This window comes from Streptomyces sp. NPDC000941, assembly GCF_053599555.1.
In genome coordinates, this window is sequence record NZ_JBSFMM010000245.1 from 1 (window position 1) to 16219 (window position 16219).

Sequence of the window (16219 nt, forward strand, 5' to 3'; positions counted from 1 at the left end):
GCCCGGCGGAGGCTCCGCCGGGCGCGCCCTCTGTGGCCGGGTTCGGGGCGGTCACAGGAAGTCCTCCTCGGTCACCGGGTCGGGGGCCTGCGCGGCGCCCGCGTCGGGCGGGCCGCCGTGGGTCCAGGGCGTGGCCTCCGGGTCGGGCAGCTCGGGGCCGCCGCGCGGGGCGTGCTCGAACAGGGTCCAGCACACCCGGTCGCCCGGCTCCGGCACCGACCCCTGCTCGGGGGTCTTGCCCCGCCCCATGCCGCCGGTCAGCCGCACGACCAGCGCGCCCGCATCGCCCTCATCAGGGTCGGTGGGCTCGGCGTGGCCCGCGAACTCCCCGGTCTGCGTCCTGCCGTCGGCCAGCACCCGGTACAGCTTCACGCCCTCGCCCAGATGCGGGCGGTCCCCGGTGCGGACCGTGACCAGCGGGCGCGGACGCGGGACCTTCGCCTCCGACCAGGCCATGACCACCTCGGCGACCTCACCGGCGAACGCCTCCCCGGCCAGCCGCCGCCCCGCCATCACCAGCGGGTCGTCCAGCGCCTCCTGCGCCTCCAGCTGCGCCTGCGCGGTCTCGCGCGCGGCCAGTTTCTGCGCGGCGGTCACCGCGTCGTCCAGCTTGGGCTGCGGCGGCTCCCCGGCGCGCACCCGGTCCCGGTGGCCGGTGTACGACCAGCGGTCCCGCTTCCACCGCTCGGTCACCCGCGCCCCTTCCGGGAGCGCGCGCAGCAGGTCGAGACCCCGCCACACCGCGTCCCAGGTGGGCCGCATCTGGGTGGCGATCAGCTCGCGGATCTCGGCCTCGGCGCGGTGCAGCTCGGCGTGGTGCCGCTCCGCGCGGGCCCCGTCCACGGCCCCGGCGGCCGCCATGCGCGCCGCGTCGTACCGGGCCATCGCGGGGGCCAGCAGTTTGTTGTCGAAGGCCGGGTCGGTGGCCGGGCCCGCGGGCGGGCACAGCAGCTGTCCGGCCGCGTCCCGCTCCGACTCGGCCCGCAGCGCCGCCCGGTCTCCTGGCTCCCCCTCCGGCGGGTCGATCCAGGCCAGCAGCGCGCCCAGATGCTGGTCCTCCAGATTGGACTGCCCGGTCGCCCAGTGACGGGTCAGCAGGTCCGTCATCGCCGGCAGCAGACACGAACCGGGCACCCGGGACCGCTCCCCGTAGTGCGTCAGCCACCGCCCGAGCAGCGGCACCCGCGCGGGCGCGGGAAACGGCGTCTCCGGGTCCTGTTCGGCCGTCCGCCGAAACCGCATCGAGCGGCCCAGCAGCCGTACGAACTCCACCCCCGCGCCGCTGGGCACCACCAGCTGCGGGGCGTCCGCGCACAGCTCGACCTGGACCGGCACCTTCTTCCCGGTCTCCGGGTCGGTCTCCTTGCGCTCCTCCAGGTCGACCTCGTCCGCGTACGAGTCCAGGTACGGCAGCACCACCTCCGCCAGCTCGGCGAGGAACGCGAACCGCAGATCCCGGTCGCGCGGCTGCGCCACGGCCAGCAGCCGCGGCGCGTCCCGCTCGGTCCCCACCAGCGCGCCCAGCGGGGCGCCGGCCTCGCCCGCGGTGGTCAGCGGCACAAAGACCAGCGGCCGGTCGGACAGATGGCGATGGCGGACCGTCGCGACGGGCCGCGCCCGCCCGTCCCGGACGGCTTCCATCCGGGCCAGGCTCGTGATCAGCGACACACCGCCTCCGCTGCCTTCTCGACGGGTCCCGACGCGGCGAGGAGCGCCTCGGCGCGCAGGGCGGCCGCGCGGCGCAGGGCGTCGACGGCGGGGTCACCGGTGGTCGGGGCCGGGCTGTCGGTGCCGCGGACGCCCTCGCCGTCGGCCTCGGCCTCGCCCAGGGCGGCCGCGAGCACCGCCTCGACGGTCGTCAGCCCGCCCAGCTCGCCCCGTACGCCCCGGCCCAGCGACTCGACGCCGCCCGCCGCCCGGCACCGCGCCCGGCAGTGCACGGCCAGCTCGCACGCGGACAGGCACTCCGGGGCGTAGGCGGCGTCCACCACCTCCACGGCGGCCATCAGCTCGTCGACCGGCCGGGTCACGGTGCGGCCGTCGTCCGAGAGCCGCAGATCGAAGGTGAGGTCTTCGGGGAGCGCGGCGGCGATCTCCTCGATCCGGGTGAGGCGGGTCAGCTGCCGCCGGGTGACGGCCAGCTGCTTGCGCACATCGACGAGTTCCGCGGTGGGGAGGTTGGAGAAGTCCTTGGGGCACACCAGCAGCACCTCATGGCGCACCCGGGCGTGCACCGGGGTCCCCGCGGCCTCAGGAGCATCGGGGGTATCGGGGGCATCAGGGGCATCGGTGATCATGGCCGCCACCCGCTCCAGCGCCAGCGCGTACACCGCGGCCTGCCGGGCCGCCGCACCCACCTTGGCCGGGTCCGCCGAGCCGTCCACCATCGGGAAGGACTTGATCTCGACGACCGTCCACGAGCCGTCGGGGTGCACCACGACCGCGTCCGGCTCCAGGAAGGCGGGGGAGCCGGCGATGTCCAGGCTCACCATGGGGTGGTCGAGCAGCGCCCAGCCCCCCGCCTCCGTGGCCTCCCGCAGGGCCAGCGCCGTACGCGCCGTGCGGCCCTGCGGGCCGAACGCGGTCAGATCGGGGACCGCGGTGTTGCCCGGCTCGGGCTCGGGCGAACCGTCGCGCAGCCGCTCGTACAGCAGCCGCATCAGCGCCTCGCCGCCGTCCGCCTTGGTCCGGGCCTCGAATGTATTGCCCCGCTGGTGGGCGAACTGGGACTGCCCGAAGGATCCCGGCGACCCCAGCGCCTCGGCGAGCGCTAGCTTGTCGACCCCCGCACCGTCCAGCAGCGCGCGGCGGCGGCAGCCGGGATTGGCGGCTAGCGCGGCCAGCGCGCGGGCGTCCAGAGGGTGCGGGGTGGTGGTCGGGCCGCGCAGCTCAGCGAGCCGCTGCCGCAGCGCCGTCCCCGGCTGCGGCGGTCTTGCCGCCGCTGCCGCTTCGGACCGCCGCGCCGGCCTCCCTACCGCCGCGCTCGCCGCCCGTGCTTCTGTCCGCGTCCCTGCCCTGCTGTCGAGGGATCCGTTCCCGTTCACGCGCCGAAGTCTCGCACTTGTCACCGACATTCGCGGCGACATTGAGGTTTGAAGCGCCATTCACGGCAGGAGCAGCGGTTCCGGCGGCCTCGTCGGTGACCGGGCTCAGGCGGGCCCGGATCCGGGCGGCGAGCCGCAGCGCGGGCTTGGCCAGCAGCAGCCCGAGCCCCATGACGGCCGCCCCGGCGACCGCGTCGAGGAAGTAGTGGTTCGCGGTGCCCATCACTACGAGGGCGATGCCCAGCGGATAGGCGACCCCCAGTGCCTTGATCCACGCCGAGCGCCCGTGCCGCCACAGCACCACGCCGCACCACAGCGCCCACCCCACATGGAGGCTGGGCATGGCCGCGTACTGGTTGGTGAGCCCGCCGAGCCCGCGCGGCGCGCTCGCCTCGCCGCCCCACCAGCCGTACGAGCTGTACTGCGCCATGGTGTCGACGAAGCCGTGACCCGCGTCCAGCAGCCGCGGCGGACAGGTCGGCATCAGCGTGAAGCCGATCAGCCCGATGAGCGTGGAGACCAGCAGCCAGGTGCGCAGCAGCCGGTAGTCGGCGGCCCGGCGGCGCTTCCACATCCAGGCCAGGATCACGGGGGTGACCACGTAGTGCAGCGAGGCGTACGCGAAGTCGGCGGGTATCCCGATCAGCTTGTGGGACGTGAATATGTTGTTGAGCGGGGTCTCGAAGTCGATGTTCAGCCGCTGTTCGAGATGGAGTATGCCCAGGCCGTGGTCGACGGCGGTGGTCACGTCGCCCCGGGCCAGCAGCCGACCGGCCGAGTACGCCGCGTACACCACAGCTATCAGGGGCAGTTCGGTCCACCAACGTGGCCTACTGCCCTGCCATGTTCCGGCGCGGGGCGCGGTCTGGGGCATCCGGACGCTCTCCAAAAAGATCAGGCGGCCAAGAAATGGCGCGCGGTCAACCGTACGGTGTAGGCCAAGCGACTCGCGCACCGCCCCCGAGATGCGTCCGGAAAACGCGGGTCGTCGCTGCTGGAATGCCCTGACATCCCCCTGCCCGACTTCCCCCCGCGGACGGGTGCGCGATCAGGAAGACGCCGAGATCGCCCCCGGGGTTGCGTCCGGAACGGGTGAGCGATGATGGGACGGTACGGCGCTGCCGCCCCGATGAGGCGCACGCCCCCGAACCCGCCCCCCTGATCCGGTGAAAGGCAAATCCCCCATGGCACCACGCATCCTCCTGGCCCGGCACGGACAGACGGAGTGGTCGCTGTCCGGGAAGCACACCGGCCGCACCGACATCCCGCTCCTGGAGGAGGGCCGGCGCGGTGCCAAGCTGCTCGGCGAGCGGCTGCACCACGGGCCGTGGGCGGGCCTGCCGGGCGTCGAGGTGCGCACCAGCCCGCTGGTCCGGGCCAAGGAGACCTGCGAGCTGGCGGGGTTCGGCGACCGGGCGCGGGACTGGGACGCGCTGCTGGAGTGGGACTACGGCGCGTACGAGGGGATGACCCCCGCCGAGATCCAGGCGATCCGGCCCGGCTGGCTGATATGGCGCGACGGCGTCCCGGAGGGCGAGACGCTCGCTGAGATCGCGGCGCGGGCGGACGCGGTGGTGGAGTGGGCCCGCTCGGCCGACCGCGACGTGCTGGTCTTCGCGCACGGCCACATCCTGCGCACGCTGGGCGCGCGCTGGCTGGGCCTCGACGTCTCCTTCGCGGCCCGGATCCGCCTGGAGCCCACCTCCCTGTCCGTCCTGGGCTGGGCGTACGGCGAACCGGCCATCGAGCGCTGGAACGACACGGGTCACTTGGGCTGACGGGCGGCTTGCACGCTCAGGAGCTTTGCGCCTCCCCCTTCGGCTCTCCCCCAGCTACCGCTGGGAGGTGCCCCCGCCGGGGCGCCTGAGCCCCTGTCGACGGTCGACCACGCGGCGGTAGCCGCATATCGATCGCAGCCTCGGCCCTTCGTTCCTCAGGGCCTGCGCGCGCTCTCCCTTTCGACAGGGTCGCGCCCCTTCGGCTCGTAGCGGGCAAGGAAGTCGGCCACCACCGGGTTGCGGCCGTGCGGGAGCAGCACGCGGGCGGTTTCGTCGAGCATCTGCCGGATGCGGGCGGACTTGACCTGGTCCATCAGCTCCAGGGCGCGGCCCGCCGCGACGGCCGCCGCGTCCGGGGCGCCGTCCGCGAGCAGATCGCTGGCCAGCTCCGTGGTGAACAGCGCGATGTTGCGGGTGAAGTGCGGGTTCTGCAGGGCGACCGCGCGGCGGGCGTGCTCGACGGCCCGGCCCCAGTCGCCGAGGGCCGACCAGCACTGCGCCTCCAGACCCTCCAACTCGGCCTCTCCGTAGAAGGTCATCCACTCGGGGTCGGCGTCGGACGGGCCGCGGCTGAAGAGCGCCTGGGCGCGCAGCAGGGCGCGTTCGCAGCCGGACCGGTCGGTGAGCCAGGCCCAGCCGCCCGCCTCGCGCAGCGCGATCAGCGACAGCAGCCGCGGCGAGGCGAGGCGGCCCGCGGCCCGCTGCGCCGCCTGGGCGGCGCGTACGGCCTCGCGAGGGCGGCCCGCGTCGCGGGCGAGGAAGGCGGCGTTGCAGAAGGCGTGTGCCTCCAGAGCCGGATCGCCGGTGACGCGGGCGGTGGCCAGGGCCTCCGCGTAATGCGCGCGGGCGTCGGCCAAGCGGCCCGAGTCATGGGCCAGCCAGCCCACCGAGATGGCCAGTTCCCCGGCGCCCGCGTACAGCCGGTCGGCGATCGAGCGGCGCCGCGCGCCCGCGTCGAGCAGGGCGTACGCGGCGTTCAGCGGCTGGGCGGTGTGCGGGTAGATGCTGTCCGCGCCGTGCCGGTCGTCCAGCAGCCGGATCCGGCGGACGGCCTCCTCGACGGCCGCGGCCTCCGGCTCGCCGATCCGGCCGCCGGGCCCGCCGACCGGCTCCTGGAACAGCAAGGAGCGGCGCAGCGGGTCGCCGTTCTCGGCGGGGGCCGGTGCGGGGCTTGCCGCGGGGCGCGCCGCGGGGATCGTCTGTGCGGCGGGCCAGGGCCGGCGGCCGCGTACCGCCTCGCGCGGTGAGAAGCCCAGGTCCGTCAGCGTGCGGCCGGGAAACATATGACGGAAGACGCGCTCATACGCGTAGTTGGGGCAGCGGATCGCCCCGGATTCGACGCGGCCGATGTAGCGGGCGTCACATGAGACCTGCTCGCCGATCTCCCGCGCGGCTCTTCGTACGGCCGCCGCGAACTCGGACGGGGAAAGCTGTCCGCGCAGCCGCCGGAAGGCGGTGTTCGGCCGCGGTAACGAAGACTGTGGCGGCGAAGACGCTGGAGGCGGCGTCATGGCGGCCCCTCCCTGACGGTGCTCCCGTGTGGGCGAGAGGAGAACCGTACCGGCTGGGGCGCGCCCGACACTCGGACGATAGGGGCGAAAGCCAGCAAATCGCCCGCGATTTGCCATGAAGTGCCATCCTTTATGGCGGCATTCGGCCGTAGCCGTTGACACTGTCATGCGTTGAGCTCTTTGCAACCCGTCGAAAGGGAGGCCGGAGTGGACATCAGTGGCTCGCGGACGGCTGCTCAGCATCTCCCGTGTCAGGACTGTGACCTCGTGACCGTGCCCGCCCGTCAAGGGCTGGAGGCGGTGGACATCCTGCGTCGCGTACGTGACGGCGTCGGCCCCGTACTGCATGACAACGCCGGTGACACGCTCGGTTTCGTGGTGCCCGCCGGCACCGCGGCGGGCTGGGACCTGCCGGGCAGCGAATGCGCACAGACGCCTGGGTGCGGGGTCAGGCTGAGCACGGGCGGCGCCGCCGGGGACGGCGACGAGGCGGGTGGCGGCGGTACGGTGTCGCCGCCGCTGACCGGCACCGGCTGGCTGGTGCCGCCGGGCGATACGTACACCGGAGTGACCGACCCCGCCGAACTGCGCGCCGCACTCGGGGAGGCCGCCCGCCTGATCGAGGCCGTCGACCGCTGCCAGTGACCCGTACCGCCCATCGCATACTGGAGCGCATGGCGAAGGGCGTACGGAAGCGGGCGGCGGCCACGCGGGAGCGGGGGCCGGCGCGGGGGCGTGCCCTGGAGCCGGTCGCCGCGCCGGTGGACGGCGGGCTCGCCGAGCTGGTGCCCGACCGGGACCGGCCGCGCGCCTGGACCCTGCTGGTGGACGGCAAGCCGCAGTCGCATGTGGACCTCGACGACCCGTCGTATCTGGACTTCGAGTACCAGCGCCGGCTCGGCCATATCGCCGATCTCGCCGCCCCGCCCGGCCGCCCGGTCCACGCCGTCCACCTCGGCGGCGGCGCCTTCACGCTCGCCCGCTATATCGCGGCGACCCGGCCCCGCTCCACCCAGCAGGTGGTCGAGGTCGACGCGCCGCTCGTCCAGTTCGTACGGCGCGAACTGCCGCTGAACCCCGCCGACCGGATCCGGGTGCGCGGTGCGGACGCGCGGGCGGGGCTTGGCAAGGTGCCCGACGGCTGGGCCGACCTGATCATCGCCGATGTCTTCGGCGGGGCACGCACCCCGGCCCATCTGACCAGCGTGGAGTTCCTGGCCGAGGTGCGCCGGGTGCTGCGCCCCGACGGGCTGTACGCCGCCAATGTCGCGGACGGCCCACCGCTCGCCCATCTGCGCGCCCAGGTCGCCACCGCGCGCGCGGCGTTCGCGCAGCTGTCGCTGACCGCCGACCCCGCCGTGCTGCGCGGCCGCCGCTTCGGCAACGCCGTGCTGCTGGCCGCCGACCGCGAGCTGCCCCTCGCCGAGCTGACCCGCCGCGCCGCCGGGGACCCCCACCCGGCGCGGACCGAACACGGCCGCGCGCTCGCGGACTTCACCGGCGGCGCGGCCCCGGTCACCGACGCGACCGCCGCGCCCTCCCCGGCGCCGCCCCCGGAGGTCTTCGGCTGACCAGCCCGGTTCACCACCTGCTGCCCGGGCGGGGGAGCGTGGTGTGATGGATCGCATGAAGCGTGCGGATTCTCAGGCGTCGCGGGACACGTCGCAGAACACGAGGCAGAACACTCGGACCGACCCCCTGGCGCGGCTGTCTCTGGAGCAGCTGCGCAAGCGCACCAGCATGAAGTGGCGGGCGCACCCCGAGGACGTGCTTCCGCTGTGGGTGGCGGAAATGGATGTGCCGCTGGCTCCGCCCGTCGCCGAAGCGCTGCACACCGCGATCGACGCGGGCGACACCGGCTACCCGTACGGGACCGCCTACGCCGAGGCTCTGGCGGAGTTCGCCCGCGAGCGGTGGCAGTGGGACGGACTGCGGATCGAGCACACCGCGATCGTGCCGGACGTCATGCTGGGCATCGTCGAAGTGCTCCGGCTGATAACCGACCCCGGGGACGCCGTCGTCGTGTGTTCGCCGGTGTACCCGCCCTTCTACGCGTTCGTCTCCCACGACACCAGGCATGTCGTCGAGGCGCGGCTCGGTCCGGATCTGCGGATCGACCTCGGCGCCCTGGAAGAGGCGTTCGTACGGGCGCGGAGCCACGGCCGCCGCGCCGCGTTCCTCATGAGCAACCCGCACAACCCGACCGGTGTCGTCCACACCCGCGAGGAGCTGGAGGCGGTCGCGCGGCTCGCCCGGGAGCACGGGGTGAGGGTGGTGTCCGATGAGATCCACGCGCCTGTGGTGCTGCCCGGAGCGACCTTCACCCCGTTTCTCAGCGTCCCAGGATCCGAGAACGCCTTCGCGCTGACCTCCGCCTCCAAGGCATGGAACCTCGCCGGGCTCAAGGCCGCCGTGGCCATCGCGGGCGCCGAGGCGGCCGACGACCTACGGCGTATGCCCGAAGAGGTCGGTCACGGCCCCAGCCATCTGGGGATCATCGCCCACACCACGGCCTTCCGCGACGGCGGGGACTGGCTCGACGAACTGCTGCTCGGGCTCGACGCCAACCGGAGCCTGCTGGGACAGCTCGTCGAAGAACACCTCCCCGAGGTGCGGTATCACCCGCCCCAGGCCACCTACCTCGCCTGGCTGGACTGCACCGGTCTTGGACTGCACGGCGATCAGCGGGCCGACGGCCCCGGCGTGGTGAGCGATATGGCCGGACCCGCGAAGATGTTCCTGGACGAGGCCCGAGTCGCCCTCAGCTCAGGTCATGTGTTCGGCTCCGGCGGCGCGGGGTGCGTACGGCTCAACTTCGCGACCTCACCGGACATCCTGCGCGAGGCGCTGACCAGAATGGGAAGCGCGGTGCGCCGGCGCGGCGGGCCCTCGGGTCAGTGAGCCGGTTCGCGCTCCTCGGGCTCCTCGTGGTGGTGTTCCCGGTACTCCTCCACCGTCGCCTTGGGGATCTGCCCGCGCGGGCCGAAGTAGCTGCGGGACAGCCTGGCGCGCAGCTTCTCCCGCCGGGAGACCTTCCGGGGGACCCCGGCCTCGTCGACCTCCGCGGGCGCTTCGATGGGGACGGGCTGGTCGTGGGCGACCAGGGTGTACCGCTCGGCCTGGGTCAGCGGCTCGTGGATCTCGACGTACTCGCCGTGTGAGAGGCGCTTGATGATGCCGGACTCGCGGCCGTGCAGCACCATCTCCCGGTCCCGCCGCTGAAGGCCGATGCACCACCGCTTGGTCACGATGAAGACGATCACCGGCACCACGAAGAAGGCGATCCGGTTGCCCCAGGTGACGGCGTTCAGCGACAGGTCGAAGTGTGTGGCGAAAAGGTCGTTGCCGCCCTCGACCAGCAGGACCACGTACAGCCCGATCCAGGCGGCCCCGAAGGCGGTGCGGCTCGGGGCGTTGCGGGGGAGTTCGTTGAGGTGGTGCTCGCGCTTGTCGCCGGTGATCCACGCCTCGATGAACGGATAGAGCCAGATGGCCAGCAGCACCATCGGAAAGATCACCAGGGGGATGAACACCCCGAGGACCAGGGTGTGGCCCCACAGATTGATCTCCCAGCCCGGCATCACACGGATCAGGCCCTCGGAGAACCCCATGTACCAGTCTGGCTGGGCGTCGGTGGACACCTGGTCGGGGCGGTAGGGGCCGAAGAGCCAGACCGGATTGACCTGGGCGATGGCCGACATGATGACGAGGACGCCGAAGACGAGAAAGAAGAAACCGCCGGACTTGGCGACATAGATGGGCCACAGGGGCGGCCCGACGATATTCGTGTCCCTTCTGCCCGGTCCGATGTTGTGGGTGTGCTTGTGGTAGACGAGCAGGATCATATGGACCGCGAGCAGTCCGAGCATGATGCCGGGGATCAGCAGGATGTGGACGGTGAACAGCCGCGGAATGATGATGTCGCCGGGGAACTGTCCGCCGAAAATGAACATCGTCAGATAGGTGCCGACGATCGGCACCGACAGCACCGCACCCTCCAAAAAGCGCATGCCCGTACCCGAGAGCAGATCGTCGGGCAGGGAGTAGCCCATGAATCCGTCGAACATGCCGAGGATCAGCAGGCCGGCGCCGGAGAGCCAGTTGATTTCGCGCGGTTTGCGGAAGACGCCGTTGAAGAACGTGCGCATCATATGGACGAGCATGCTCGCCACGAAGATGATCGCCGCCCAGTGGTGGATCTGCCGCATGAGCAGTCCGCCGCGTACATCGAAGCTGATGTCCAGGGTGGACGCGAACGCCTGGGACATGCGGATGCCGTCCATGGGCGTGTATGAGCCGCGATAGACGACCTCACCCATGCTCGGTACGAAGAACATGGTGAGGTAGACGCCGGTCAGAATGATGATGAGAAAGGAGTAGAGGGCGACTTCGCCGATCAGATAGGACCAGTGGTCCGGGAAGACCTTTCTCAGCTGGGCCTTGCCCATCTTGAAGAGGCCGATTCGCCCGTCGAACCAGTCGGCGAGAGCTTCCCCCTTGCCGACCCTCTTGCCGGCCCGTTCCCGGGTCCGGCCGGGTCCGGCTTCGTGTGCGGTCGGTCGGCGCCCCGGTTCTGCTCTCATGCCTCACCCTCGTCACCGAGTCTGGATATGCCAGATTTACCAGCACATTCCGCTCGGCGACCATGCGCGGCGGGCCCGCGTAGGCCGTACGGAGGAAAGGCACGCCCGTATGCCGGTACGGGCTCGACCCGGTCGCCGGGCGCGACCGGGTCCCTGGCGCCTACACGTCCGCTACCTCACCCGTACGGGCCACCTGCCCGTACCAGTGGGCGCTGGCCTTGGGCACGCGGGTCTGGGTCGGGTAGTCGACGTAGACCGCGCCGAACCGCTTGCTGTAGCCGTACGCCCACTCGAAGTTGTCCATCAGCGACCACAGGAAGTAGCCGCGCAGATCGGCGCCGTCCGCGATGGCGCGGTGGGCGGCGGCCAGATGGGCGCGCAGATAGTCGATCCGCTCCGGGTCGTGGACCACGCCGTCCGCGTCCGGCTTGTCGTCGTAGGCGGCGCCGTTCTCGGTGATGTACAGCGGTACGCCCGGCGCCTCGCGGGTGTAGCGCATCAGCAGCTCGTGCAGCCCGGTCGGGTCGACCGTCCAGCCCATCTCGGTGCGCTCGCCCGGCGTCTGGTGGAAGGCCACCCGCTCCGAACCCGGCCAGGGGGAGTGCTCACTGGCGCCATGGCCGTCGTTGCGGGTGGCGGGCCCGTCGCTGGTGGCGGCCGACACCAGGGAGGGCGTGTAGTAGTTGATGCCCAGTGCGTCGAGGGGGTGCTTGATGGCGGCGAGGTCGCCGTCCCGTACGAAGGACCAGTCGGTGATGGCGGCGGTGTCCGCGATCAGATCACTCGGGTAGGCGCCGCGCAGCAGCGGGCCCGAGAAGACCCGGTTGGCGAGCGCGTCGATGCGCCGCTGCGCGTCCAGGTCCTGGGGCTGCTGGGTGAGCGGCCTGACCACCGCCGGGTTGAGGCTGATGGCGATCTGGGCGCGGGCGGGCAGCGCGGCGCGCAGCGCCTGGGCGCCGAGGCCGTGGGCGAGGTTGAGGTGGTGGGCGGCGCGCAGCGGGGCGAGCCGTTCGGTGCGGCCCGGGGCGTGCACCCCGGAGCCATACCCGAGGAACGCGCTGCACCACGGCTCGTTGAGGGTGATCCAGAACTCGACGCGGTCGCCCAGCGCCTCGGCCACGATCCCGGCGTACTCGGCGAACCGCTCGGCGGTCTCGCGCTCCGGCCAGCCGCCGGTGTTCTCCAGCTCCTGGGGCAGATCCCAGTGGTAGAGGGTCAGCGCCGGCTGGATCCCGGCCGCCAGCAGCTCGTCGACCAGCGAGCGGTAGAAGTCGAGCCCGCGCTGTACGGCGGGCCCGCGGCCGGTGGGCTGGACGCGGGACCAGGAGACCGAGAAGCGGTACGCGCCCATGCCGAGATCGGACATCAGGCGGACGTCGTCACGGAAGCGGTGGTACTGGTCGATGGCGATGTCACCGGTGTCGCCGCCGAGCGTCTTGCCGGGCGTATGGCTGAAGGTGTCCCAGATGGACGGGGTGCGGCCGTCCTCCTGTGCGGCGCCCTCGACCTGGTAGGAGGCGGCGGCCGAACCCCACAGGAAGCCGGGCGGGAAGGTCAGCGTCATGGAAGCGCTCCCATTCGATGTTGTGGTGCGGGGCGGAAGGGAGAGGGATCTTGGTGGGGGGATCTCGGTGAGCGGTGAGACGGTACGGGTTTACGGGTGGGTCACGGCGCGCCGGCCAGGTCGTGACCGGCGCGCCGGGTCTGGTGGGGCAGGGCGCTTTGCGGGCCGTCAGCCCTTGACCGCGCCCTGCATGATGCCTCCGACGATCTGCTTGCCGAAGAGGACGAAGGCGATCAGCAGCGGCAGGGTACCGAGCAGCGCCCCAGCCATGATCAGCGACTGGTCGACGGTATAGCCGCGGCCGAGGCCCGTCAGGGCCACCTGCACGGTCGGGTTGCCGGCTTGGGTGAGAGCGATGATGGGCCAGAAGAAGTCGTTCCACGCCTGGACGAAGGTGAGCATACCCAGTACGGCCATGGCCGGACGCGCCACCGGGAAGACGATGTGCCAGATGATCCGCAGACTGCTGGCGCCGTCCACCCGCGCGGCCTCGATCAGCTCGGTCGGCAGCGCCTGGGTCAGATACTGCCGCATGAAGAACACCCCGAAGGCGCTGACCAGCGTGGGCAGAATGACCGCCTGCAACTGGTCGGTCCACTCCAGCTTGGCGATGGCCATGTACAGCGGGACCACGCTCAGCTGGGGCGGGACCATCATCGTCCCGATGGTCAGCATCAGCAGCAGATTCTTGAACCGGAAGCGCAGCTTGGCGAACGCGAAGCCGGCGATGGTCGAGAACAGCACGGTGCCCGCCGCGATGGTCCCGGCCACCATGGTGGTGTTGAGCAGCGCGGAGCCCATGTTGACGTCGTTCCACGCCGCGTCAAGGTTCTTGAAGAGATTGCCGCCGAACCAGAAGGGCGGTGGTGTCTCGGCGAGCCGGGTACTGGTGCGGGAGGCGGCGATGGCCGTCCACACCAGCGGGAAGAGCGAGCCGATGGTGAACAGGATCAGCACGGCATAGGTGATCTTGCCACCGTGCAGCTGCCGGCCGGCGCCCTTGGCCCCCTTGTCCCCTCTTCTCGCCTTTCTGGCCTTCCTGTCCGGGCTCCCCCCGCCCTCGGTGGCCTTGGCGGCCCTACCGGAAGAGATAACAGCGCTCATGGTTCTCCCTCGGGCAACTCACTGGCTCTTGCGCAGCCGACGGGCCACGATCGCGTTGGCGGCGGCGATCAGCAGCAGGATCAGGAACATCGTCCAGGCGATCGCGGAGGCCCGGCCGAGGTGGAGGTTCACCCAGCCCTGCTCGTACAGGTACAGGCCGAGCGTCTGGTACTGGTGATCGGGCCCTCCGGAGGCCCCGGCGCCGCCGTTGAACAGCAGCGGCTCACCGAAGAGCTGGGTGGCCCCGATCGTCGACACCACGACCGTGAAGAGGATCGTGGGCCGCAGCGAGGGGATGGTGACGTTGATGAACTGCTGCCAGCGCGAGGCGCCGTCCAGCGCCGCCGACTCGTACAGATCGCTGGGCACGGCCTGCATGGCGGCCAGATAGATCAGCGCGTTGTAGCCGGTCCACCGCCAGATGACGATGGTGGACACCGCGAGCTGCGAGGTCCAGGTGCCGTTCTGCCAGTCGATGTTGTCGATCCCGACCAGCCCGAGCGCCCAGTTGATCATGCCGTAGTCGCGCCCGAAGAGCAGCACGAACACCAGCGTCGCGGCGGCCACCGAGGTGGCGTACGGGGTGAGGATCGCCACCCGGAAGAACATCGAGCCGCGCAGCTTGTAGTTCAGCAGATGGGCGAGGCCCAGCGCCATCAGCAGCTGCGGAACGGTCGAGATCACCCCGATGGTGAAGGTGTTCTGCAGCGCGTTCCAGAAGAATTCGTCGTCCCACAGCCGGGAGTAGTTGTGCCACCCCGCCCACTCCATATGGGTGGGGTCGGTCAGCTCCACCCGGTGCAGCGAGGCCCAGCCCGTGTAGAGCAGCGGGAAGAGCCCGAAGGCCGCGAAGAAGAGGAAGAACGGGGCGACGAAGGCGTACGGGGAGTACTTGATGTCCCAGCGGTAGCGGCGGCTGCGCCGGGCGCGCCGCCGCTCCTCGCCCGGATCGGGGGCCTTGACGGCCACGGCGCGCGGGGCCGCGCCCCCCTGCCCTGTGGGGGGCGCGGCCGTACCAGCAGTGAAACCGGAAGGGGGTGTCATCCCGGGCTCACTGGTCCAGTGCGTTGTCGATCGTCTTGGTGGCGGCCTTCCAGGCGTCCTTGGGGGACTTGCCCTGCTGGTCCACCTGGAGCAGCCCGATGTCGGCGATGTTCGACCCGATGATCTGGTCCTTCGGACCGAGGACCTGGGTCGGGATGCCCTTCGCGGCCTCGGCGAAGATCTTGCCGGTGGGCGCGTTGCCGAAGTAGGGGTGCTTGGCGTCGGCCACCGCCGGCAGGCTGTACGCGGCCTGGGAGCTCGGCCAGCTGGCCTGCTTCTCGAAGACCTTGGCCTGCTGCTCGGGCGCGGTCAGCCAGGCGGCGAGCTTCATCGCCTCTTCCTGGTGCTTGGACGCCGTCGGCACCCCGATGAAGGAACCGCCCCAGTTGCCGGGCTTGGGAGCCGCGGCCACGTCCCACTGGTCCTTGGCCTTGTCCCCGGCCTTCTCCTTGATGTGGCCGAGCATCCACGGCGGGCAGGAGACGGTGGCGAACTTGCCGTTCGAGAAGGCCTGGTCCCAGGACTTCTGGAACTGCTGGAGCTTGGCGGTCAGCTTGTCCTGTGACGCGGTGGTCGCGAGGTCCCAGGCCTCCTTCACGGCGGGGCTGTCCTTGTAGATGACCTTGCCGCTCTCGTCGTAGTAGCGCTTGGCGCTGCTGGAGATCACCGCGTTGTAGACACCGCCGGCGGAGTCCACGAAGGTGGTGTCGCCCGGCGCCTTCTTCATATACCGCTTGCCGGTCTCGATGTACTTGTTCCAGTCGCCCGCCCATAGCTTGGCGACCTCGGTGCGGTCGGTGGGCAGCCCGGCCTGCTGGAAGAGGTCCTTGCGGTAGCAGACGGCCATCGGGCCGATGTCGGTGCCCAGGCCGATCGTCTTGCCGTCCTTGGTGGTGCCCTGGGCCCACTTCCAGTCGAGCCAGTTCTCCTTCTTGACCCCGGGCGCCTTGGAGAGGTCGACGAACTTGTCGGCCTGGGTGGTGGTGATCTCCGTGATATTGGCGATCTCGATGGCCTGGATATCGGCCAGACCGCTGCCCGCGCCCAGATGGGTCAGCAGCTGCGGATAGTAGTTCTCGTTCCGCTCGATCGACGTTTCCTCGATGTTGATATCGGGGTGAAGCTTCATGTACTCGTCATAAAGCCCGGCCTGCTTGTAGCCGAATACGCCGAAGGTGCCGACCGTGATGGTCGTCCCGCCCTTGTTGCCGCCCTTGCCGCCACCGGACGAGCCGCTCTCGTCGTCGCTGTCGTCGGCGCAGCCCGCGAGCAGCCCGGCGCCCAGCGCCGCCACGGCCGCGAGGGTCACCGCCCGCCGTCGGTACGTACCAGAACTTCTGAACATTCGCGTCCTCCTTGACGCCCTGACGTACCGGTCCCGGCCAAAAGGTGGCATTGCATGGGGGTTTGTGGTGCATCGGCGCGGGCGGGCAACGTGCGGGTTATGTATGGCTCAGGTACTGTGGGAGCGCTCCCAGGTTGATGTGTTGAAGGGTTGCGGCTCCCCGCTGGGGTGTCAAGGGAGCATGCGGAAACTTTTCGACCTGGGGGGCGACAGGGATCGGGACGCGTCGCGACGCCGATCCCTGTT

General features: G+C 71.2%; 13 protein-coding genes. 4 read left to right on the forward strand and 9 right to left on the reverse strand.

The features are described from left to right. Window positions 1-51 precede the first annotated feature (51 nt). From ACWDSL_RS45190 to ACWDSL_RS45200, 3 genes are read right to left on the reverse strand one after another with little or no spacing between them, the layout of a single operon-like run. Complete coding sequence (locus ACWDSL_RS45190) at window positions 52-1668, reverse strand: hypothetical protein (RefSeq protein ID WP_450494509.1); 1617 nt, start codon at window positions 1666-1668, stop codon at window positions 52-54. After that, window positions 1659-2909, reverse strand: coding sequence for a hypothetical protein (locus ACWDSL_RS45195; RefSeq protein WP_450494527.1), 1251 nt, complete (start codon window positions 2907-2909; stop codon window positions 1659-1661). Before ACWDSL_RS45195 ends, ACWDSL_RS45190 begins: the two co-directional genes overlap by 10 nt. Next, complete coding sequence (locus tag ACWDSL_RS45200; RefSeq protein ID WP_450494511.1) at window positions 2890-3918, reverse strand: phosphatase PAP2 family protein; 1029 nt, start codon at window positions 3916-3918, stop codon at window positions 2890-2892. The genes ACWDSL_RS45195 and ACWDSL_RS45200 overlap by 20 nt, the downstream gene beginning before the upstream one ends. Window positions 3919-4228: 310 nt before the next feature. On the opposite strand from ACWDSL_RS45200, the gene ACWDSL_RS45205 reads away from it, so the two are divergent. Next, complete coding sequence (locus tag ACWDSL_RS45205; protein ID WP_450494512.1) at window positions 4229-4822, forward strand: histidine phosphatase family protein; 594 nt, start codon at window positions 4229-4231, stop codon at window positions 4820-4822. Window positions 4823-4977: 155 nt separating this feature from the next. Here ACWDSL_RS45205 and ACWDSL_RS45210 read toward each other — a convergent pair whose 3' ends face one another. Further along, on the reverse strand, window positions 4978-6333 hold the full coding sequence (locus tag ACWDSL_RS45210) for a hypothetical protein (RefSeq protein WP_450494514.1): 1356 nt from the start codon (window positions 6331-6333) through the stop codon (window positions 4978-4980). Window positions 6334-6540: 207 nt separating this feature from the next. Between ACWDSL_RS45210 and ACWDSL_RS45215 the strand changes: the two genes are divergently transcribed. Genes ACWDSL_RS45215 through ACWDSL_RS45225 form a run of 3 tightly spaced genes read left to right on the forward strand, consistent with a single transcriptional unit; the run spans window position 6541 to window position 9234 of the window. After that, on the forward strand, window positions 6541-6978 hold the full coding sequence (locus ACWDSL_RS45215; RefSeq protein ID WP_450494515.1) for a hypothetical protein: 438 nt from the start codon (window positions 6541-6543) through the stop codon (window positions 6976-6978). 29 nt (window positions 6979-7007) lie between these two features. Beyond that, entirely contained in the window at window positions 7008-7904 is an 897-nt protein-coding gene (locus ACWDSL_RS45220; RefSeq protein ID WP_450494517.1) for a spermidine synthase, read from the forward strand. A 46-nt stretch (window positions 7905-7950) separates the two neighbouring features. After that, entirely contained in the window at window positions 7951-9234 is a 1284-nt protein-coding gene (locus tag ACWDSL_RS45225; protein ID WP_450494518.1) for a MalY/PatB family protein, read from the forward strand. Here ACWDSL_RS45225 and qcrB read toward each other — a convergent pair. The 5 genes from qcrB to ACWDSL_RS45250 form a co-directional block, all read right to left on the reverse strand. Next, window positions 9228-10916: a cytochrome bc1 complex cytochrome b subunit gene (gene qcrB, locus ACWDSL_RS45230; RefSeq protein ID WP_450494520.1), complete on the reverse strand. Its 1689-nt coding sequence runs from the start codon at window positions 10914-10916 to the stop codon at window positions 9228-9230. The two genes, ACWDSL_RS45225 and qcrB, sit on opposite strands and share 7 nt — an antisense overlap. A 160-nt stretch (window positions 10917-11076) precedes the next feature. Then, entirely contained in the window at window positions 11077-12480 is a 1404-nt protein-coding gene (locus tag ACWDSL_RS45235) for a GH1 family beta-glucosidase (RefSeq protein ID WP_089506957.1), read from the reverse strand. 168 nt (window positions 12481-12648) lie between these two features. Beyond that, complete coding sequence (locus ACWDSL_RS45240; protein WP_450494522.1) at window positions 12649-13584, reverse strand: carbohydrate ABC transporter permease; 936 nt, start codon at window positions 13582-13584, stop codon at window positions 12649-12651. Between the two features lie 18 nt (window positions 13585-13602). After that, window positions 13603-14628, reverse strand: a complete 1026-nt coding sequence (locus tag ACWDSL_RS45245) for a carbohydrate ABC transporter permease (protein ID WP_450494523.1) — start codon at window positions 14626-14628, stop codon at window positions 13603-13605. Window positions 14629-14635: 7 nt separating this feature from the next. Beyond that, window positions 14636-15973: an ABC transporter substrate-binding protein gene (locus tag ACWDSL_RS45250; protein WP_450494525.1), complete on the reverse strand. Its 1338-nt coding sequence runs from the start codon at window positions 15971-15973 to the stop codon at window positions 14636-14638. Window positions 15974-16219: the final 246 nt, after the last annotated feature.

What these genes read in the sequence shown, in the direction of transcription:
- ACWDSL_RS45200 (WP_450494511.1), bottom strand. Translation starts at nt 3,918, where the DNA reads ATGCCCCAGACCGCGCCCCGCGCCGGAACATGGCAGGGCAGTAGGCCA.
- ACWDSL_RS45205 (WP_450494512.1), top strand. Translation starts at nt 4,229, where the DNA reads ATGGCACCACGCATCCTCCTGGCCCGGCACGGACAGACGGAGTGGTCG.
- ACWDSL_RS45210 (WP_450494514.1), bottom strand. Translation starts at nt 6,333, where the DNA reads ATGACGCCGCCTCCAGCGTCTTCGCCGCCACAGTCTTCGTTACCGCGG.
- ACWDSL_RS45220 (WP_450494517.1), top strand. Translation starts at nt 7,008, where the DNA reads ATGGCGAAGGGCGTACGGAAGCGGGCGGCGGCCACGCGGGAGCGGGGG.
- ACWDSL_RS45225 (WP_450494518.1), top strand. Translation starts at nt 7,951, where the DNA reads ATGGATCGCATGAAGCGTGCGGATTCTCAGGCGTCGCGGGACACGTCG.
- qcrB (WP_450494520.1), bottom strand. Translation starts at nt 10,916, where the DNA reads ATGAGAGCAGAACCGGGGCGCCGACCGACCGCACACGAAGCCGGACCC.
- ACWDSL_RS45235 (WP_089506957.1), bottom strand. Translation starts at nt 12,480, where the DNA reads ATGACGCTGACCTTCCCGCCCGGCTTCCTGTGGGGTTCGGCCGCCGCC.
- ACWDSL_RS45240 (WP_450494522.1), bottom strand. Translation starts at nt 13,584, where the DNA reads ATGAGCGCTGTTATCTCTTCCGGTAGGGCCGCCAAGGCCACCGAGGGC.
- ACWDSL_RS45245 (WP_450494523.1), bottom strand. Translation starts at nt 14,628, where the DNA reads ATGACACCCCCTTCCGGTTTCACTGCTGGTACGGCCGCGCCCCCCACA.
- ACWDSL_RS45250 (WP_450494525.1), bottom strand. Translation starts at nt 15,973, where the DNA reads ATGTTCAGAAGTTCTGGTACGTACCGACGGCGGGCGGTGACCCTCGCG.